Source organism: Micromonospora sp. Llam0 (genome assembly GCF_003751085.1).
Taxonomy (GTDB): domain Bacteria; phylum Actinomycetota; class Actinomycetes; order Mycobacteriales; family Micromonosporaceae; genus Micromonospora_E.
Map to the genome: position 1 here is coordinate 1,155,577 of NZ_RJJY01000002.1, position 17,863 is coordinate 1,173,439.

Annotated in this window: 18 protein-coding genes and 1 pseudogene; 9 read left to right on the forward strand and 10 right to left on the reverse strand. The window is 71.0% G+C overall.

The features are described 5' to 3' along the window. Nucleotides 1–263: 263 nt before the first annotated feature. Both EDC02_RS32580 and EDC02_RS32585 read right to left on the reverse strand, forming a co-directional pair. Nucleotides 264–968, reverse strand: coding sequence for a response regulator transcription factor (locus tag EDC02_RS32580; RefSeq protein WP_123606051.1), 705 nt, complete (start codon nucleotides 966–968; stop codon nucleotides 264–266). Then, on the reverse strand, nucleotides 965–2,287 hold the full coding sequence (locus EDC02_RS32585; protein ID WP_370461623.1) for a PspC domain-containing protein: 1,323 nt from the start codon (nucleotides 2,285–2,287) through the stop codon (nucleotides 965–967). Before EDC02_RS32585 ends, EDC02_RS32580 begins: the two co-directional genes overlap by 4 nt. 196 nt (nucleotides 2,288–2,483) lie before the next feature. On the opposite strand from EDC02_RS32585, the gene EDC02_RS42575 reads away from it, so the two are divergent. The 3 genes from EDC02_RS42575 (at nucleotide 2,484) to EDC02_RS32600 (ending at nucleotide 5,774) form a co-directional block, all read left to right on the forward strand. Continuing rightward, on the forward strand, nucleotides 2,484–4,100 hold the full coding sequence (locus EDC02_RS42575; protein WP_123606052.1) for a PspC domain-containing protein: 1,617 nt from the start codon (nucleotides 2,484–2,486) through the stop codon (nucleotides 4,098–4,100). Next, the gene (locus EDC02_RS42045) at nucleotides 4,097–4,444 is read left to right on the forward strand and encodes a hypothetical protein (RefSeq protein WP_233606564.1); all 348 of its coding nucleotides are present in this window, start codon (nucleotides 4,097–4,099) and stop codon (nucleotides 4,442–4,444) included. The genes EDC02_RS42575 and EDC02_RS42045 overlap by 4 nt, the downstream gene beginning before the upstream one ends. A gap of 76 nt (nucleotides 4,445–4,520) precedes the next feature. Beyond that, complete coding sequence (locus EDC02_RS32600) at nucleotides 4,521–5,774, forward strand: phosphatidylserine decarboxylase (protein ID WP_123606053.1); 1,254 nt, start codon at nucleotides 4,521–4,523, stop codon at nucleotides 5,772–5,774. A gap of 61 nt (nucleotides 5,775–5,835) precedes the next feature. Here EDC02_RS32600 and EDC02_RS32605 read toward each other — a convergent pair whose 3' ends face one another. Next, nucleotides 5,836–6,894: a phosphatidylcholine/phosphatidylserine synthase gene (locus tag EDC02_RS32605; RefSeq protein ID WP_233606565.1), complete on the reverse strand. Its 1,059-nt coding sequence runs from the start codon at nucleotides 6,892–6,894 to the stop codon at nucleotides 5,836–5,838. A 253-nt stretch (nucleotides 6,895–7,147) separates the two neighbouring features. Beyond that, nucleotides 7,148–8,092: an NUDIX hydrolase gene (locus tag EDC02_RS32610; RefSeq protein ID WP_123606055.1), complete on the reverse strand. Its 945-nt coding sequence runs from the start codon at nucleotides 8,090–8,092 to the stop codon at nucleotides 7,148–7,150. A 169-nt stretch (nucleotides 8,093–8,261) separates the two neighbouring features. On the opposite strand from EDC02_RS32610, the gene EDC02_RS32615 reads away from it, so the two are divergent. After that, a complete protein-coding gene (locus EDC02_RS32615) occupies nucleotides 8,262–8,564 on the forward strand; it encodes a PspC domain-containing protein (RefSeq protein WP_123606056.1) in 303 nt (100 codons plus the stop codon). Between the two features lie 35 nt (nucleotides 8,565–8,599). On the opposite strand, the gene guaA is transcribed toward EDC02_RS32615, so the two are convergent. The 3 genes and pseudogenes from guaA to EDC02_RS42975 form a co-directional block, all read right to left on the reverse strand. After that, the gene (gene guaA, locus EDC02_RS32620) at nucleotides 8,600–10,153 is read right to left on the reverse strand and encodes a glutamine-hydrolyzing GMP synthase (RefSeq protein ID WP_123607325.1); all 1,554 of its coding nucleotides are present in this window, start codon (nucleotides 10,151–10,153) and stop codon (nucleotides 8,600–8,602) included. 58 nt (nucleotides 10,154–10,211) lie between these two features. Next, nucleotides 10,212–10,448, reverse strand: a pseudogene (locus EDC02_RS32625) (GMC oxidoreductase); the annotation flags it as partial. Continuing rightward, nucleotides 10,439–10,867: an NAD(P)-binding protein gene (locus EDC02_RS42975; RefSeq protein ID WP_370461592.1), complete on the reverse strand. Its 429-nt coding sequence runs from the start codon at nucleotides 10,865–10,867 to the stop codon at nucleotides 10,439–10,441. The pseudogene EDC02_RS32625 and the gene EDC02_RS42975, both read right to left, overlap by 10 nt. Between EDC02_RS42975 and EDC02_RS40560 the strand changes: the two genes are divergently transcribed. Both EDC02_RS40560 and EDC02_RS32635 read left to right on the forward strand, forming a co-directional pair. Next, nucleotides 10,770–11,009 carry a hypothetical protein gene (locus EDC02_RS40560; RefSeq protein ID WP_158632395.1) on the forward strand — a complete coding sequence of 80 codons (240 nt, stop codon included), beginning with the start codon at nucleotides 10,770–10,772 and terminating at the stop codon, nucleotides 11,007–11,009. The genes EDC02_RS42975 and EDC02_RS40560 overlap by 98 nt on opposite strands. Further along, on the forward strand, nucleotides 10,999–11,316 hold the full coding sequence (locus tag EDC02_RS32635) for a type II toxin-antitoxin system PemK/MazF family toxin (protein ID WP_123606058.1): 318 nt from the start codon (nucleotides 10,999–11,001) through the stop codon (nucleotides 11,314–11,316). The genes EDC02_RS40560 and EDC02_RS32635 overlap by 11 nt, the downstream gene beginning before the upstream one ends. A 55-nt stretch (nucleotides 11,317–11,371) precedes the next feature. Here EDC02_RS32635 and EDC02_RS32640 read toward each other — a convergent pair whose 3' ends face one another. Together EDC02_RS32640 and EDC02_RS32645 are read right to left on the reverse strand one after the other, a co-directional pair. Continuing rightward, complete coding sequence (locus tag EDC02_RS32640) at nucleotides 11,372–11,749, reverse strand: GntR family transcriptional regulator (protein ID WP_123606059.1); 378 nt, start codon at nucleotides 11,747–11,749, stop codon at nucleotides 11,372–11,374. After that, the gene (locus EDC02_RS32645) at nucleotides 11,746–12,441 is read right to left on the reverse strand and encodes a hypothetical protein (protein ID WP_123606060.1); all 696 of its coding nucleotides are present in this window, start codon (nucleotides 12,439–12,441) and stop codon (nucleotides 11,746–11,748) included. Before EDC02_RS32645 ends, EDC02_RS32640 begins: the two co-directional genes overlap by 4 nt. 313 nt (nucleotides 12,442–12,754) lie before the next feature. Between EDC02_RS32645 and EDC02_RS32650 the strand changes: the two genes are divergently transcribed. The 3 genes from EDC02_RS32650 (at nucleotide 12,755) to EDC02_RS32660 (ending at nucleotide 16,315) form a co-directional block, all read left to right on the forward strand. Further along, on the forward strand, nucleotides 12,755–13,672 hold the full coding sequence (locus tag EDC02_RS32650) for a sulfotransferase domain-containing protein (protein ID WP_233606711.1): 918 nt from the start codon (nucleotides 12,755–12,757) through the stop codon (nucleotides 13,670–13,672). Nucleotides 13,673–13,760: 88 nt separating this feature from the next. Continuing rightward, nucleotides 13,761–14,759 carry a DUF5954 family protein gene (locus EDC02_RS32655; protein WP_123606061.1) on the forward strand — a complete coding sequence of 333 codons (999 nt, stop codon included), beginning with the start codon at nucleotides 13,761–13,763 and terminating at the stop codon, nucleotides 14,757–14,759. A 116-nt stretch (nucleotides 14,760–14,875) separates the two neighbouring features. Further along, on the forward strand, nucleotides 14,876–16,315 hold the full coding sequence (locus EDC02_RS32660; protein ID WP_123606062.1) for a non-reducing end alpha-L-arabinofuranosidase family hydrolase: 1,440 nt from the start codon (nucleotides 14,876–14,878) through the stop codon (nucleotides 16,313–16,315). A gap of 71 nt (nucleotides 16,316–16,386) precedes the next feature. Here EDC02_RS32660 and EDC02_RS32665 read toward each other — a convergent pair whose 3' ends face one another. Then, nucleotides 16,387–17,799, reverse strand: coding sequence for a M1 family metallopeptidase (locus EDC02_RS32665; protein ID WP_123606063.1), 1,413 nt, complete (start codon nucleotides 17,797–17,799; stop codon nucleotides 16,387–16,389). Nucleotides 17,800–17,863 lie beyond the last annotated feature (64 nt).

The window sequence follows — 17,863 nt, forward strand, 5'->3', positions numbered from 1 at the left end:
ACCGCAGAGTAGGAACGCCCTCGTGTGACCTTCCCCGCGACCCCTCCATCACGTTCGGATGTCAAGTCAATACGATTAGTCACCACTTGTCTGAGGTGCCCGGATGCCGGATTGACGGCAATTGCCGGCTTGTAACCTCAGGGTTAACACCGGTCCGCAGCAGACCCACCGCGAGCCCACAACCAGGCCCGCCGTGATCGACTGCGGACGGATCGCCAACCAGGTTCCCACCATCCGGGAGATAGAGCAAGTCCGCTGGTCGATCAGATGAGCCGGCGGTCCGCCGCCCATCTGGACAGTTCGTACCGGTTCGACATCTGCAGCTTGCGCAGCACGTTCGAGACGTGGGTCTCCACCGTCTTGATCGAGATGAACAGCTCCTTGGCGATCTCCTTGTAGGCGTAGCCCCGGGCGAGCAGCCGCAGCACCTCCCGCTCCCGGTTGGTCAGCTGGTCCAGCTCCGGATCCACCACCGGCGTGTCCGACCGGGCGGCGAACGCGTCCAGCACGAACCCGGCCAGCCGAGGGCTGAACACCGCGTCACCGTCGGCCACCCGTTGGATCGCCGCCGCCAGATCGTCCGGTGAGATCGTCTTCGTCACGTATCCACGGGCGCCGGCCCGGATCAGCCCGATCACGTCCTCCGCCGCGTCCGAGACGCTCAGCGCCAGGAATCGCACCGACGGCCGCGCCACGCCGGAGCCCCGCAGCACCGCGTCCAGCACCGCCCGTCCCCCACCATCAGGCATGTGTACGTCGAGCAGCACCACGTCCGGGCCGACCGCGGCGATCCCGCTGACCGCCTCGGCCACCGTGCTCGCCTCGCCCACCACATCCACGTGGGCACCGAGTTCGGCGCGGACCCCGGTGCGGAACATCGCGTGGTCGTCGACCAGGAAGACCCGCAACCGCCGTCCGTCCGGCTGCTCCGGTGCCCCACCCGCCGGCTGGCTGGTCGGTTCACTCATGTCTGCCCCTCTCCAGGCTGTCGGCGCTCCGGCGTGGGCCGCGGACTCTGCGGCCCAGGTTGCCGGTTCTCCGGCCCGACCGGCAGCGTCAGCCGGACCTCGGTGCCCGAGCCCGGCGTACTGATGATCTCGGCTCGGCCGCCGTGCCGGCGCATCCGGCCGACGATCGAGCCGCGCACCCCGTGCCGGTGGTCCCCCACCCGGGCCGGGTCGAAGCCCGCGCCCCGGTCCCGGACGAAGACACTGAGCTGCTCCGGCTCCACCTCCGCGTACAGCGACACGGTCTGCACCCCGGCGTGCCGCGCCGCGTTGACCAGCGCCTCCCGGGTCGCCGCGACCAGCGCGCCGACCCGTTCGTCGGTGCCCCGGTCACCCACCACGACCGCTTCGACGGACAATCCGAAGGTGTCCTCCACCTCGGCCGCGACCTGCTCCAACGCCGCCGCGAACCGCTCGGTCGGCGAGGCGGTCGGCTTGTAGAGCCAGTTCCGCAGGGTCCGCTCCTGGCCCCGGGCCAGCCGCTGCACGGCCTTCGGGTCGGCGGCGTTGCGCTGGATCAGCGCCAAGGTGTGCAGCACCTGGTCGTGGATCATCGCGGCGAGTTCGGCCCGCTCCTGCTCCCGGACCCGGCCTTCCCGCTCGGCGCGCAACTGGTTGAACGTCCGCCACAGCACCGGGGCGGTGACCACCCCGACCCCGGCGAGACCGACCAGGGCGAAGATGACGCCGTTGACGACGGCGGCGAAGTCGCCCCGGGGCGAATACACCGCTACCACCCCGATCACGCCGACCGCCACCAGCAGCCCGCCGCCGATGAACCGCAGCAGGAAGGCCCGGCGGTCGCTCTCGTCGACCACCGCACCCAGCCACGGCACCTGCGGCAGGGTCTCCCGCCAGGCCCGCCGCCGTTCCGGTGCCGACTGGTGCCAGATGATCCCGGTCCCGACCGCGATGACCGCCACCAGCCAGCCTGCGGTGGCGCTCACCCCGCTGGACTCGAAGACCAGCACCTGGATCAGGATGACGCCGAGACCGATCGCCACGAACGGCAGTAGTTCGCCCAGGTCGCGACGCTTCGGCGGCCCGGCGGTCGCGGGTGGCACCACCGCCCAGAACGCCGCGTAGAGCAGCACGCCGAGTCCGCTGAACCCGATCAGTACGACGAACGCCACCCGTACGCCGACCACCGGCAGTCGCAGGTGGTGGGCGATCCCGGCGGCGACTCCGGCGACCACCCGCTGCTCGCGACTGCGATACAGACGTGGCGGCTCGATCGCGGTAGTGATCGCTGCCTCCTCGGCGGATGGGACGTGGACGATCTGACGGCCGAAATCCGGCCGGCGCCCGGTGGCGGTGAATTCGGCCGGTCGATTCGGCCGGTCGATTCGATCGTCACACGGCGACGACCCGCGCGACCACGGGGACGTCCCGGACAACCACCGTCTGGAAAGTCAGGGTGGCTTCAGGGTCGATTCCCGAGGCAGGTCGGACAGCCGGGCACGGAGGATCACAAGTATGACCGACGACCCGACCAAGCCAGCTGGACCGGCGCAGCCACCCGACCCAGCGACCAGACCGGCGCAGCTGCCCGACCCGACGGGCGAGTCGACGCAGCCGGACGACCCGACGGGCGAGTCGACGCAGCCGGACGGCCCAGCGGGCGAACCGGCCGACGGGACCGCGTCGGCCCCGCCGACGGACGCCCCCACCGCCGGGTACGGCTGGCAGCCACCGCCACCGCCACCACATGCCGAGGCCCTCGCCTCGCGGTACGGGTTGATCAGGCCGCGTCAGGGCCGGTACCTGGCCGGGGTGTGCGGGGCCATCGGCCGGGCCACCAACACCGACCCGGTTCTGTGGCGGGTGCTGCTGGCGGTGCTCGGCTTCTTCGGCGGCATCGGCATCCTGGTGTATCTGGTGGTGTGGCTGGCCACCCCGAGTGAGGGGGACAGCACCTCGCCGGTGGAAGGTTTGCTGGGCCGGGGCCGGTCGAGCACCTCACCGGTCACCGTCCTGGTGGTCGGCATCCTCGCCGCCGTCATGTTCGGCTTCATCGTCACCGACGGGTTCCGGGCCGTCCTGCTCGGTTCGGCGGTGCTGATCGGCGGCGCGTTGCTGCTCAACCGCGGTCTCCGGGAGGACGGCCCGCGACCGGCCGGCCCCCCGGCGCCGCCACCGCCGGGGTACGGCCCGCCGCCAGCCGGATACAGCCCGCCGCCACCCGGGTACGGCCAACCGCCGGGATACGGGCCGGCAGCGGGATCGGCCGCACTGGTCGGCGCCGGCCAACCGGCAGCCACCGCAGACCTCGCACCCGGCGGGCCGCAGCCGGACGAGCCGCCGACCCGCCCGCTGCCGGCGTACCCGCCGGTGTATCCGCCACCACCGGCTGGGGGCTACCGGGCACCGTTCGCGCCCTACGGCCCGTACGCGGGTCGCGGCGGACCGCCGGGGCAGTTCCCCCCGCCGCCTCCGGTCCCGCCGCACCCGGTGCCACCGCCACCAGCGGCCGCACCACGGCCCCGCAAGGAACGGTCCCGGCTGGGCACCATCACCTTTTCGATGATCTTCGTGGTGCTCGGGCTGGTCGCCGCGCTCGACCTGACCGACCTGGCGCCCACGCCGCCCTCGGCCTACTTCGCGGCGGTACTCGCCACGATCGCGGTCGGTCTGCTGGTCGGGGCCTGGATCGGCCGGGCCCGCTGGCTCATCGCGCTGGGTCTGACGGCCGCCGCCGCGGTCGGTGTCTCCAGCCTGGCCGAGTCGGCCAACCAGGCCGTGTCGGAGCCGGTGGTGTGGAAACCGGCGACCTACGGCCAGATGGATTCGCGGTACGAGGCGACGTTCGGCGACGCCGTGCTGGACCTGCGCGGCGTGGACTTCACCGACCGGCAGAAGGACGTGACGGTCTCGCTGTCGTTCGGCAAACTCCGCGTCTACCTGCCGGACGAGGTCGACGTCCGGACCGAGACTGACATGAACGCCGGCAACGCGTCCGTGCTCGGCCACCGCTGGGACGGCTTCGAGCAGGGCCGCCGCGTCGTGGAGGACCTCGGATCGGACGGGACCGGCGGCGGAGAACTCACCCTACGGATCGAAATCAACGCCGGCGACCTGGAGGTCATCCGATGAAACGGCACCGCACCGACGGCGTTTCCCTCACCTTCGGACTGATCTTCCTCCTGATCGCCGGTTGGTGGCTGATCGCCCAGTCAGTCGACGTACCGCTGCCCCGGGTCGGCTGGATCGTCGCCGGCGGGCTGATCCTGCTCGGCGTACTCGGGTTGGTCGGTGCGTTGCGGTCCGGCCGCAGCGAACCGCCTGCTGGCGCCGCTGGCCAGGCCGTCGGGCCGGCGGACACCGCCGCCCCGACGCCCGACGAGCCGACGCTCGACGCCTCCACGCCCGACGAGCCAGCGCCCGACGCTCCGGCGCCCGACGAGCCGGCCACCCCGTCCAGCGGGTCGGGTGGTTGACGGCCCGCTGCAGCCCACCGGTGGTGCACCTATGCTGGGTCCGCGTCCCACCATTGCCGCGAGGAGCCCGTCCGCCATGTCCGACACCCCCGTACCAGCCACTTCTGTGCTTCGCACCCGCGTCGACATCGGCGAGCGCGCCGCCCGGACGCTGACCGCCGAACTCGCCCGGGACAACGCGGCGAAGCACGTCCTGCTGGTCGAGGTGGCCCCAGGGTCGGTGGTGGTCGACGCCGCCATCGACGCACTGCTGCCCGGCGACACGATGACCGTGGTGCCGGCCAGCGCCGACCAGACGGCACAACTGCGGGCGGAGATCGCCGGCCACGGCCCGTGGGTCGACGAACGGGTCCGGGTGACCGAGACGGTGTCGGCCGCCGACCCGGCCGACCTGCTGATCGTCGGAACCGTCCGCACCGGAAGTGGCGAGCAGGCCCGCGCCACGATCGACGGCTACGGCAAGTACCTCGCCGAAGGCGCCGTACTGTCCGTGGCCGTCGCGGCGCTGCCGGGCGGCACCTCGGGCGCGGCCGCCGAACTGGACCGGCAGGCGGCGCTCTTCGGCGTCGGCAGCGACCTGGTGCTGCGCAACGTCCCGCCGGTGCGGGTGCACCGGCTGCGGTTCACCCCGGCGTCGGTCGACCGGGCCGCCAAGCTGGGGCCGGCGTTCCGGACGAGCAGCGTGCCGCTGACCCGGGGGATGCACATCGACTCCAGCGGCGTGGCCGCCGCCGGGATCGCCCTCGGGCTGGCTGCGGCGACCCGGCTGGCTCGGCCGAAGAGCCGGCTCTGGCTGCTGCCGGCGTTGGCCGCCGGCCCGGTCGCCGCGTTCTTCCGCGACCCGCAACGCGACGTACCGGAGGACCCGACCGCCGTGGTCGCGGCGAGCGACGGCCGGGTGCTGTCGGTGGAGCGGGTGCACGACGAACGGCTCGGTGCCACCGAGTTCCTGCGGATCGCGGTCTTCCTCTCGGTGCTCGACGTGCACGTCAACCGCAGTCCGGTCGCCGGCCGGGTGGTCGACCACTTCGTCACCGACGGGGGTTTCGCCGCCGCGATGAAGCCGGCCGCCGAGCACAACGTCGCCGCGTACACGGTGCTGGAGACCGCCCACGGCCGGGTGGTGGTCGCGCAGCGTACCGGGATGGTGGCCCGCCGGATCGTGCACCGCGCCCCGGTCGGCAGTCTGCTCGCCAAGGGCGAGCGGTTCGGGCTGATCAGGTTCGGTTCGCGCACCGACGTCTATCTGCCGGCGGACGCCGCCGAGGCGCTGGTCGGGCCGGGTGACCGGGTGGCCGGTGGCAGCTCGGTGATCGCCCGCTGGCGCTGATCGGCGGGGCCGACCGGGCCGACCTGCCTGGCGGCCGGTCCGGCCGGCCGGCGCACCAGGGTCAGGCGGCCCGCCGCTGGTGCAGCCAGAGCAACGGCCCGCTCACCAGGTAGGCCAGCACGGTCAGGCCGAAGGTCAGCCGCGCGTCGATCAACGCGCCGACCACCGGCACGACCCACAGCCACGGCGGCAGCTTGATCAGCCGGGCCAGTTTCGCGTACGGGAAGCTGGAGACCATCGCGAAGGCCAGCAGCGCCACGACCGCCAGCTGCGCACCACCGGGGATCGGGACGTCGATCAGCACGCCGAGACCGAGGACGGCGGCGGCCAGCGTGGTCGGTACGCCGGTGAAGAAGCGGCCGTCGCACGGCGACACGTTGAACCGGGCCAGCCGGATCGCGGCGCAGCCGGCGACCACGGCGCAGGCGACCGCTGCGGCGGTGGTGGAGACCGAGCCGGCCAGCGAGGCGTAGACGACGACCGGGGCGGCCAGCCCGAACGAACACATGTCGGCGAGTGAGTCCATCTGCGCGCCGAACGGGCTCGCCACCCCGAGCCGGCGGGCCAGCGCCCCGTCGAGTCCGTCGAAGACCACGCAGGCGATCAGGCAGACCGCGGCCGGTCGTACGTCGCCTTCCATCGCCAGGAAGATGGCGGTGAGGCCGAGCGTGAGGCTGGCCAGCGTGGTCGAGTTGACCAGCACGAAGCCGGCCCGCCGGGCCGCCGTCGGGGTGCCGGGCAGCAGCGGTACGGCAGCCGGCCGCAGCCCGCCGGGCCGGTCAGCCGCGGTGGCGGTGTGGTCGTCAGGGGTGATCGGGTGGTCCTCGACACCGGTGGCAGGTGCCGGACCGACCGGACCGACCACCGGGCTGAGCGGAGCGATCGCGGCGATCTCGGCCGCCGTCAGCGGGTCGACCCGGTACCGCCCAACGGGGTCCGCCGACCGCCGGCCGAACCGGAGCCGGTCGCTGCCGCTGCGGCCGACCCGCACCAGCAGGACCTGGCGGGCCAGGCTGCCACTACGACGAAGCGGACCGGTCCATCGACGGCCCGCCCATTGGCGTCCAGCCGGCCGGGGACTGTCAGTCGTACGCCGCCGCCGCCACGGGGCTCTCGCCACGGATCCCTCCATCATCGGTCGGTCGTCCGGAGCGCAACTTGCGCCGGACGCCCGATTATGCGGCCTACACCATTGCACAGCCGACGCGGGATGGCGAGAGATCAGTCTGAGTTATGCCGGTTCGTCCGGGCCAAACCGGTCACCTACTCACGGCGACGCGCTAGCTCAAGCAAGCAATGCTAGCTGGAGCTAGCACCGACCGCAGCCTTCCCGGCGGCGCCGCCGAGCATCGGAGGCACCGCCGGGGTCGGGCTCAGACCAGCCGGGCGGCTCCGACCGCCTCGGCGGTCACCTCGGTCAGCTCCGACCGGATGGTGACCAGATCCGTACGGGCGAACCAGCGGGCCTCCGAGGTCGAGCCACCGATGTCAGTGACGATCGGCAGCGACGGGCGGTCCACCTCCACCTGGTAGAAGGCGCGCACCCCGTGCCAGTCGATCGGGTAACCCTCCGGACCGAGCGAGGCCGCGTCCCGGTGGCTGGCCACGCCCAGCAGCCGGACCAGCCGGCCACGCTGGCCGGTCTCCTCGACCAGCTCGCGGATCAGCGCCGTGCCGGGCTGCTCGCCGTAGTCGGTGCCACCGCCGGGCAGATGCCACCGACCGGCACCCGGGTAGCCGGGCGCGATCCGGGTCAGCAGGACCCGTCGGGCCGGGTCGGTGGCGACCGCGTACGCGGCGAACCGTTGTGCCCGGTGCAGCCCGTCCGGCCCCGGTACGGCGTAGAACGACGGGAAGTCGGGAGCGGTGTCCGGCCGCAGGTCGATCGTCTCCGGTGGCAGGCCGAGCGCGCTGGCGGTGAACGGACGCAGCGGCAGTTGCTTCGCCTCGTCCAGGCTGCACCACCGGGCCAGGTCGGTGGGCTGGTTGATCCGGTGGCAGATCTGTCCGCCACGGATCGACGCGTCGTAGATCAACCGGTCGGTGTGCAGGGTGATGCCGCGCCGGGGAAGGGACCGCATGTCGGCGAGCACGTCACGCAACCCGGTGACCGCGACCGAAATGCCGGTTTCCGCAGCGGTCTCCCGGACAACGGTGTGGTTGGGATCCTCCCCGTGATCCACTGCTCCTCCGGGCAGCGACCACACCCCGGGTGTACCAGAGCGCGGAGAGGCGCGGACCAGCAGAACCCGGTCCTCCGAATCGGCACAGACAGCGTATGCCGCGATCCTGCGAAGCGGCTCTAGGGCGGGAGTCACGAGTCCGAATTCTGCCCGCAAGTGGCCAGTCGGTGCGGACGACTGTCAGATTGGCGACAGTATTCTAGGTAACTACTTGACTACCTAGAGCCGCATTCCGGGACGGATCAGGGTATTGATCCGGGGGGTCACCGAGGTCGCCGGGGACCGCCGCGCGGACCGTTGAAGCATGACGACCTCTCAGAACCCCACAGCTCAGGCCCCGTACAAGCAGCTCCGGCGACCCACCACGGACCGCATGATCGCCGGTGTCGCCAGCGGCCTCGGCCGCTACTTCGACACCGACCCCACCCTGGTCCGGGTGATCTTCGCGGTGGTCACCGTGCTGACCGGCGGCCTGGCCGCGCTGACCTACCCGGTGATCTGGTTCCTGATGCCTGAAGAGCCGCCGACCGCGCCACCCTGGCCCGCTGCGGCGACCGCCGCACCGGCACCGACCATGCCGCCGCACGGCGACCGGGGACCGATCTGACCGGCCGCTGCGACACCACCGACTGACCGGTCAGCTCACTCCCACTCGATGGTGCCCGGCGGCTTGCTGGTCACGTCCAGCACCACCCGGTTCACCTCGGGTACCTCGTTGGTGATCCGGGTGGAGATCCGGCCGATCACCTCGTACGGCAGCCGGGACCAGTCGGCGGTCATGGCGTCCTCACTGGACACCGGGCGCAGCACCACCGGGTGACCGTAGCTGCGCCCGTCGCCCTGCACCCCGACACTGCGCACGTCGGCCAGCAGCACCACCGGGAACTGCCAGACGTCACGGTCCAACCCGGCGGCGGTCAGCTCCTCGCGGGCGATCAGATCGGCGGCGCGCAGCAGGTCCAGCCGCTGCCGGTCGACCGCGCCGATGATCCGGATCGCCAGACCCGGGCCGGGGAACGGGTGCCGCCAGACCATCGCCTCCGGCAGGCCGAGCTGCAGGCCGAGCGCCCGCACCTCGTCCTTGAACAGCGTGCGCAGCGGCTCGACCAGGGCGAACTGCAGGTCGTCCGGCAGCCCGCCAACGTTGTGATGTGACTTGATGTTGGCGGTGCCGGTGCCGCCGCCGGACTCCACCACGTCCGGGTAGAGGGTGCCCTGCACCAGGAACTCGACGTCACCGGCGGCGGCCACCTCGCGGGCCGCCGCCTCGAAGACCCGGATGAACTCCCGACCGATGATCTTGCGCTTCTGCTCCGGGTCGGTCACCCCGGCCAGCGCGCCGAGGAACTGGTCGGTGGCGTCGACCACCTTCAGCTTGATCCCGGTCGCGGCGACGTAGTCCGACTCGACCTGCTCGGCCTCCCCCGCCCGTAGCAGCCCGTGGTCGACGAAGACGCAGGTCAGCTGGTCGCCGACGGCCCGGTGCACCAGCGCGGCGGCGACCGCCGAGTCCACCCCGCCGGACAGCCCGCAGATGACCTCCTTGGCACCGACCTGCTCGCGGATCCGGGCCACCTGCTCGTCGATGATGTTCTGCGGCGTCCAGGTCGGCTCGATGCCGGCGATGTCATAGAGGAACCGGGTCAGCATCAGCTGGCCGTGCGCGGTGTGCCCCACCTCCGGGTGGAACTGCACCCCGGCCCGCCGGCCGGCGAGATCCTCGAACGCGGCGACCGGTGCCCCGGCCGAACCGGCGGTGACCGTGAACCCCTCCGGCGCGGCGGTCACACAGTCGCCGTGGCTCATCCACACCGGTAGCTCGGTCGGCAGTTCCCGCAGCAGCACCCCGGCCTCGGGGCGGGCGGTCAGCGGGGTGCCGCCGTACTCCCGGTTGCCGGTGTGCGCGACCGTGCCGCCGAGCGCCAGCGCCATCGCCTGGAAGCCGTAGCAGATGCCGAAGACCGGCACCCCGCCGTCGAACAGCTTCGGGTCGACCTGCGGGGCACCGTCGGCGTAGACGCTGGCCGGGCCGCCGGACAGGATGATCGCGGCCGGCTCCTTGGCCAGCATCTCGGCCACCGGCATGTCGTGCGGGACGATCTCCGAGTAGACCTTGGCCTCGCGCACCCGACGGGCGATCAGCTGGGCGTACTGGGCTCCGAAGTCCACCACCAGGACCGGACGCGGCGTGCTCATGTCCACGAAGCCTACCGACCGTCGCCGGACCGTCCCGACGATGGTTCAGGGTCGCGGCTCAGCTCGCCGGCGGGCGGCGGTCCGGCGCGCCCTTGACCGGCCAGTGGGCCATCGCCCGCTCGGCGAGCGCGACGATGGTCAGCGACGGGTTCACGCCCAGGTTGGCCGGCACCGCCGCGCCGTCGACCACGTGCAGGCCCGGACAACCGAAAACCCGGTGGTACGCGTCGACGACGCCGGCGGAGCGGGTGGCGCCGATCACCGCCCCGCCCAGGACGTGGGCGGTCATCGGCAGCAGCCGAGCGCCGGCATCCACAGGAACCGTCGCACCCGCCAGGAGGTGCGCGGCAACTCGTGGTCGGCGAAGCGTCGACCGGCCTCCAGCACCAGCACCGAGTAGCCCTTCTCGGCGAGCCGCAGCGCGGCGACGCTGCCGCCGAACCCGAACCCGGACCCGATCACGACCACGTCGTACCGCATCCCGCCATCATTACCGACTGGTAACCGCTGCACCACCAGCCGATCCGCCGATCCATCCGCTAGCGGATCGGCAGGCAGCCGGAGGAAGTAGACCGGGCTGTAGACGAAAAGTAGCCTGAAACGTAGAATTCTCTGCATGGCGACGACGACGATCCGGGTCAGCACGGCCACTCGCGACCGGCTGATGCGGACCCGCACGGAAGAGTTCGGTGACGCGCCGATTGACGAGGTCATCACGCGGCTTCTAGATGAGCACGCCGACCAGGCGCTGAGGGCGAAGATGCGGGCCGACGCGGAGCACGCTCGTGGCAACATCGACGACCTGGCGGAGGTTCGCCGGGTACAGGCTGAGATGGACGAGCTCAGTGCGTGGTGACGTTTACCGGCTGCGCGCACCCCGCGATGCCGTCGGTCACGAGCGGAAAGGAGCGCGGTACGCCGTGGTGGTGCAGTCCGACGATCTCAACCTGTCAACGACGATCGTCGCTCCTACCTCCACCTCAGCCCACCCGTACGTGTTCCGGCCCGAGGTCACCGTGCGCGGCGAGCCAACCCGACTCATGCTGGACCAACTGCGTGCCGTCGACGTCGAAAAGGCGATTGGCGAGCGCGTCGGCCGGCTGAGCCCAGCCGAGATGGTCGAGGTCAACCGGCTGCTACGCGCCGTTCTCGACATCCTTTGAGCCGGCCCAACTCCTGGACGGCAGACTACCGGACCTGCGCGTCGAGGTCATGCGTCTAAGCCTCCAGCGCTCGGGCGACCGCCGAGATGATCTGGCTGTCCTCCACGCCGAGTTGACGCGTCTCGCGGACGAACGCGGCAGCGTGGTGACGCAGCATCTCGTCCGGACCGGGCCCGGCGGGCGGCACGGCCGCGACCCGGGTGCCGCCGCCACGCCGGGAGGTCACCAGCCCGGCCACCTCGAGCTCGCGGTACGTACGGGCCACCGTACCGGCGGCCAGCCCCAGGTCGGCGGCGAGCTGGCGGACGGGCGGGAGGCGGTCGCCGGGGGCCAGCGCGCGGTACCGGATCAGTTCGACCAACTGACGGCGTAGTTGTTCGTAAGGCGGCGTGGGGTCACCGGTGACCACCGTCAACGCCAGACGATCGGTCATCGCGTCCGCACCGGTGGATCGGCCCGGTCCGTGAGCAGGAGGACCGCAGCCGCACACCAGGCCCCCATCGCGAGCGCTGCCGGTGCCAGCGCGAGCAGCACCCAGCCTGTGACGGTCCACCAGGTAGGCGCGCAGGACGTGCCGAGCAGGCCGTTGGCCGCCGTCAGGCTGACCCCGGCGAGCGGGATGGCGACGAGGATGCCGACCGCGCCGGTGACGACGTGGGCCGCGCGCCTGCGCAGCACGTCGTCGTCTGCCGCATCGCCGGCATTCCCGGACCGCGGTCGCCGGACGATGGCGCGCAGGGCGAGGTACGCCATCAGTAGGCCGACCAGCACGACGACCGCCAGCCCGGACGTGTAGAAAGAGCCCGGCCACGGGGTGCGGCTCTCGTACAGGCCGGCCGCGCAACGCCGGATGAGCGCCCGTCCCGGGCGACCCATGTCGTCGGGGTCACCGGCCGCCGTCGTCGCAGCGAGCAGGATGAGGAGCACCCCGCCGGCCACCCCCACCACCCCGCCCAGGCGGCGCGGCAGGTAGTCGCGGATCCGGCGGACCTCGACGGCGGCGGTCCGGGTCGGCCCACGTGGTGGCCGTACCGTGAGCTCCCCGGCGAGTACGCCGACGACAGCCCCGACCGCCACTCCGGCCCAGCGCAGCGCGGCGGTGCGCCGAGCGATCGACCTGGTCATGAGTTCCCGCTTGTGTCAAGTGTCTAGTACAAGCAGGGTGAACCAGGTCGCCCATTTGTGTCAACTACTTGCCACAAACGAGCCGAGCCAAACCCGGTCCAGCATCGGCCTCCGCCGCCCACTCCCGGGTCGACACGCTCAGTATGAAGGGGTTCACGGGCAGTCCAGAGGTTGACCGGCACCATACAGGTCCATCATCATCTCAGGCTGAGGTGCGTACTATCATCCCAGGCTGAGATGCGCATCATCCGCCGATGCGTGTCGTCCGCCTTCGGGCAGAGACAGGGCCGCGGGCAGAGACAGGGCTAGGACACTGATCAAACAGACCTTCACCTTCGCCAAGCACCACACGCCCAGCAACCTGCGGGTGGCGGTGCGGTGGACGATGCTCGAGACGCGGATCGCGAGAAGCCGGCTGACGATCCCGGTGGTCGCCCGCTGCGAGTACGACAACATCTACCACTGCACGGTCCGCAAGACGGGCAGCCAGTGGGTGAAGGCCATCCTCAGCGACCCGGTCGTGTACCAGTACTCCGGCCTGCTGCCCTTCGATCAGCGCGTCCACCGGCGGCGTTACCCTGACGCCATCCCGCGCGGCCGGGTGGCCTCGTCGCTCTTCGTCGGCTACAAACGCTTCGAAGCGATCCCCAAGCCGGAGAAGTACCGGGCCTTCTTCGTGATGCGGGACCCGCGCGACATCGTCGTCTCCAGTTACTTCTCGCTGCGGAATTCACACACCCCGATGGGCGACGTCCTGCACCATCGGAAGATCCTCAAAGAGAAGCCACGCAAGGAAGGCCTGCTGTACATCATCAACCACCTCGCGGAGAAGAACCTCTTCTCCGCGCTGCGGTCGTGGGTGGTCGCGCCCAGCGCCGACACGTTCCGCCTCTTCCGGTACGAGGATCTGACCGGTGGGCGACAGGCGGACGAGGTGGAAGAGTTGATGCGGCACTGTGGGATCGCCCTGCCTCCGGCCGAGTTGACGGCGCTGCTCGACCGGCACGGGTTCTCCCGGATGCGCAAGAATCGCCTGGAGACCGGGCCGACGGCGCACTACCGCAAGGGCAAGGCCGGGGACTGGCTCAACCATTTCGATGACGACATCTACGAGGCCTTCGTCGCCACGACCGGCAACCTCGTCGAGCTGTGCGGGTACCCCAGCCGGGACGAGGCGCGTGCCGCCCTGGATCCCAACGATCCACAGAGCCTGGACCCGAACGGCGGGTAGGGTCGTACCGAGGCCGGATCGACCGTGATGCGAGCCGATCCCGGCGGGGCGGGCTGCGGTCCAGCGATCGAGCCATCACAATGCGTACATGGTCTATGACGCCAACCAGGTGCCTGAGCATCTGTTGATCAAAATCGAGCATCGGGACGACCCCGTATCGGCGGTTTCCGAGGACGACGCCCGCAACCGTGCGGCCGCCTACCCGAAGCTCATGTGGGGTGCCCCGATTTTCGGCTCCGCCCAGGAGGCGAACGGTCGGTGGCGAATCCTGCGGCTGAATGCCGACAGCCCGCAGGATGCCCGCGACAGCCTTGCGTCCCACTTCCGGAGGCTGCACAGTGAGACACCGCAGACCCCCGAGCACGCCGCCGAGCGGGCAGAGTACGAATCGGTGTACGAGCTGCTGGACTGGGAGGCGGTCGACGAACTGACCGTCAACGGTTCCCGCTACCGGATCATCCGCGCCCAGCCGTTCATCCGGATGGGCGCGGACGGACCGGAGCCACCCCGGCCGACCGACCCGGACCCGTACCCGCCGGGCCAGACGAAGCGGGACACGTCGCAGTTGGACGGATTTGCCATTGACCCGGCCGCTGGCACCGGACTGACCAACGGACTCGTCCGGATGGAAATGATCTCCGCCTCCTACCATCCGAGGGCCGTTCCAGGGGACGTGCACGCCGATTCCCGGCTGGCGGTGACCACGCATCCGAACGTGGTGCTGCTCCCGGTCGGCTTCACCGTCGGAGAGTGCGTCGCTGGGCGATGGCGGCCCCGGTCCTCCACCACCTACGCGACGCCGCAGGATGCCCGGGACGCGGAGTCGTTCTCGATCTCCGACGTCGGGGTCAAGCTGGACGACGACACCCCGATGGAGGAGTTCATGGCCGCGTACGAGCGGGCCCGCGCGGCGCACCGGCCGCCGCGCGCCGACGACTTCGAGTTGAAGGGCGTCCCGTGCCGGGTGACCCGGGTGGAGACCTTCGTCCGGGTCGGCCCGGACGGCCCGGAGGGGCCCCGCCCGTCGGACCCGGACTCGCACCTGCCCCCGGCGCGCCTCATGCAGGAACCCGACGCCTCAGCATAGACATAGGTTGATGGACTGGGAGCGCTCCCGTAACATACCCGGCACGGATGTTAACGCTCACCTAACAATGACCTGCACACAAGTGCGAGGTCACCGTCCTGCCGGGAGAGTGCTACATGATCAAGTCGAGAACAACCAGAGCCGGCCTGGCGTCGGCCGGGGCCGCGTTGCTGGCGTCGGCGGCGCTCGTCGTGGCGGCACCGGCCGGTGCCGCTGCGGCGGGCTGCTCGGTCAACTACGCCGTGTCGTCACAATGGCCGGGCGGGTTCGGCGCCAGCGTGACCATCACCAACCTCGGGGATCCACTGACCAGTTGGACGCTGACCTGGTCGTTCGGTGCCGGACAGACGGTGACGCAGGCCTGGAACACGTCACTGACCCAGAGCGGCTCGGCGGTGACCGCCAGCAACGTCAGCTACAACAACGCCGTCCCCACCAACGGTACGGTGTCGTTCGGCTTCAACGGCTCGTGGACGGGTAGCAACCCGGCACCGACGAGTTTCGCCCTCAACGGTGTGGCGTGCAACGGCGGCACGACCCCGACCACCGCACCGCCGACCACCGCACCGCCCACGACCGCACCGCCGACCACCGCACCGCCCACGACCGCACCGCCCACGACCCCGCCACCGACCACCGCACCGCCGACCTGCAATCTGCCGTCGACGTACCGCTGGACCTCCACCGGCGCACTCGCCCAACCCCGCTCCGGCTGGGTGTCGTTGAAGGACTTCACCCACGCCCCCTACAACGGCCAACACCTCGTCTACGCCACCAACCACGACTACGGCACCAGCTGGGGCTCCATGAACTTCGGCCTCTTCTCCAACTGGAACCAGATGGGCTCCGCCAGCCAGAACGCCATGCCCTTCTCCGCCGTCGCACCGTCGCTGTTCTACTTCGCCCCCCGCAACATCTGGATCCTCGCCTACCAATGGGGCGGCCCCGCCTTCTCCTACCGCACCTCCACCAACCCGGCCGACGTCAACAGCTGGTCCGCCCACCAGACCCTCTTCACCGGCAGCATCAGCAACTCCGGCACCGGACCCATCGACCAGGCACTCATCGGCGACGACCAGAACATGTACCTCTTCTTCGCCGGCGACAACGGCCGCATCTACCGCGCCAGCATGCCCATCGGCAACTTCCCCGCCAGCTTCGGCTCCAACTACACCACCATCATGACCGACACCACCAACAACCTCTTCGAAGGCGTCCAGGTCTACAAACTCCAAGGCCAACAGCGCTACCTCATGATCGTCGAAGCCATCGGCTCCCAGGGCCGCTACTTCCGCTCCTTCACCGCCACCAACCTCGGCGGCACCTGGACACCCCAAGCCACCAGCGAAAACAACCCCTTCGCCGGCCGCGCCAACAGCGGCGCCACCTGGACCAACGACATCAGCCACGGCGAACTCATCCGCACCAACGCCGACCAGACCATGACCATCGACCCCTGCAACCTCCAACTCCTCTACCAGGGACGCTCCCCCAACTCCGGCGGCGACTACGGCCTCCTGCCCTACCGCCCCGGCGTCCTCACCCTGCAACGCTGACCCACCACACCACAGCACCACAGCATGACGGGCGGGCCCGGCACCACGCCGGGCCCGCCCCCTGCGAACGATCAGGGCTTGGCCGGAGCGGTGTCGCCGTACAGCCAGGCATCGAAGAATTCCCGCAGCGGCTGGCCGGAGACCCGCTCGGCGACCGTGACGAACTCCTCGGTGCTGGCGTTGCCGTTGCGGCGCTCGGCCGTCCAGGTGCGGAGCAGGCGGAAGAACGCGTCTTCGCCGATGGTCAGCCGCAACGCGTGCACGGTCAGCCCGCCCCGCTTGTACACCGACTGACTGAAGATCCCCGCCGGCCCGGGGTCACCTGCCGGACTCGCCCAGTCGATCCGGTCGTACTCGCGGTCGAACATCTCGTCGACGGTGGCCGCACCGTCGTGCTCGGACCACAGCCATTCCGCGTACGTCGCGAAACCCTCGTTGAGCCACATGTCCCGCCAGTGCCGGATCGACACGCTGTTGCCGAACCACTGGTGGGCCAGCTCGTGGGCGACCACCCAGGTGACCGGTCCGGAGTCGAAGAACACGTCGCCGTACACCGGCCGCGACTGGGTCTCCAGGGCGTAGCGGATCCGGTCGTCGTTCACCACCACGCCGCCGTACGCGTCGACCGGGTACGGGCCGAACACCGTCTCCAGGTAGTCGGCGATCTCACCGGTGCGGGCCATCGCCTGCTCGGCCGGGCCGCCTTCCGGCAAATCGGCGGAGACGGCCGTCACCATCGGCCGGCCGGCGTGGGTGCCACGCTCCACCCGGTAGTCGCCGATCACCAGAGTGGTCAGGTAGCTGGCCAGCGGGGTGGACTCCGACCAGGTCCAGGTGGTCCAGCCGCCGGTGCTGCTGGTCGGCCCCGGTACGCCGACGCTCAACGCGGCCAGCCCGTCCGGGACGGTGATGTCGATGTCGAAGGTCGCCTTGTCCAGCGGGTGGTCGTTGACCGGAAACCAGGTGCTGGCCGACTCGGGTTGGCCGAGCGCGATCGCGCCGTCGGCGGTCACGTGAAAGCCGCCCGCGCCGAGGTCCGGGCTGGTCAGCGGCTCGGGCCGGCCACCGTAGTCGACGACCACGGTGAACTGCGTACCGTCGGTCAGCCCGGTGGCCGGGGTGACGACCAGTTCGTTGCCGTCGCGGCTGTGTTCGGCCGCGGCGTCGTCGACGGTGACCGCGTCGACGACCAGCCCGGCCAGGTCGAGGTTGAACCGGGACAGGTCCGTGGTGGCGGTGGCGGTGATCGTGGCGGTGCCGTCGAGCCGCTCGCCGTCCGGGTCGTAGCGCAACGTCAGCTGGTAGCCGGCCACGTCGTAGCCGCCGTTGCCGTACGTCGGGAAGTAGGGGTCGCCGATGCCGGCCGCACCTGGTTGGAAACCACCCGCCGGGCTGTCGTCACCCCGGTCGACCAGCTCCGGCAGGACGCCGCAGCCGCCGGCACCGGCGGTCAGCACCGCCGCGAGCAGCGCGGCGACGCGCACCGTACGCCGCCGTGGCCCGGACCACCGACGGCGGCCCGACGCGAACGACGGACACCGACCCGGC

Bases quoted from the DNA above. Each gene is read 5' to 3' on its own strand.
- EDC02_RS32580 (WP_123606051.1), bottom strand. From the start codon at position 968: ATGAGTGAACCGACCAGCCAGCCGGCGGGTGGGGCACCGGAGCAGCCG.
- EDC02_RS42575 (WP_123606052.1), top strand. From the start codon at position 2,484: ATGACCGACGACCCGACCAAGCCAGCTGGACCGGCGCAGCCACCCGAC.
- EDC02_RS42045 (WP_233606564.1), top strand. From the start codon at position 4,097: ATGAAACGGCACCGCACCGACGGCGTTTCCCTCACCTTCGGACTGATC.
- EDC02_RS32600 (WP_123606053.1), top strand. From the start codon at position 4,521: ATGTCCGACACCCCCGTACCAGCCACTTCTGTGCTTCGCACCCGCGTC.
- EDC02_RS32615 (WP_123606056.1), top strand. From the start codon at position 8,262: ATGACGACCTCTCAGAACCCCACAGCTCAGGCCCCGTACAAGCAGCTC.
- guaA (WP_123607325.1), bottom strand. From the start codon at position 10,153: ATGAGCACGCCGCGTCCGGTCCTGGTGGTGGACTTCGGAGCCCAGTAC.
- EDC02_RS40560 (WP_158632395.1), top strand. From the start codon at position 10,770: ATGGCGACGACGACGATCCGGGTCAGCACGGCCACTCGCGACCGGCTG.
- EDC02_RS42975 (WP_370461592.1), bottom strand. From the start codon at position 10,867: ATGACCTCGTCAATCGGCGCGTCACCGAACTCTTCCGTGCGGGTCCGC.
- EDC02_RS32640 (WP_123606059.1), bottom strand. From the start codon at position 11,749: ATGACCGATCGTCTGGCGTTGACGGTGGTCACCGGTGACCCCACGCCG.
- EDC02_RS32645 (WP_123606060.1), bottom strand. From the start codon at position 12,441: ATGACCAGGTCGATCGCTCGGCGCACCGCCGCGCTGCGCTGGGCCGGA.
- EDC02_RS32655 (WP_123606061.1), top strand. From the start codon at position 13,761: ATGGTCTATGACGCCAACCAGGTGCCTGAGCATCTGTTGATCAAAATC.
- EDC02_RS32660 (WP_123606062.1), top strand. From the start codon at position 14,876: ATGATCAAGTCGAGAACAACCAGAGCCGGCCTGGCGTCGGCCGGGGCC.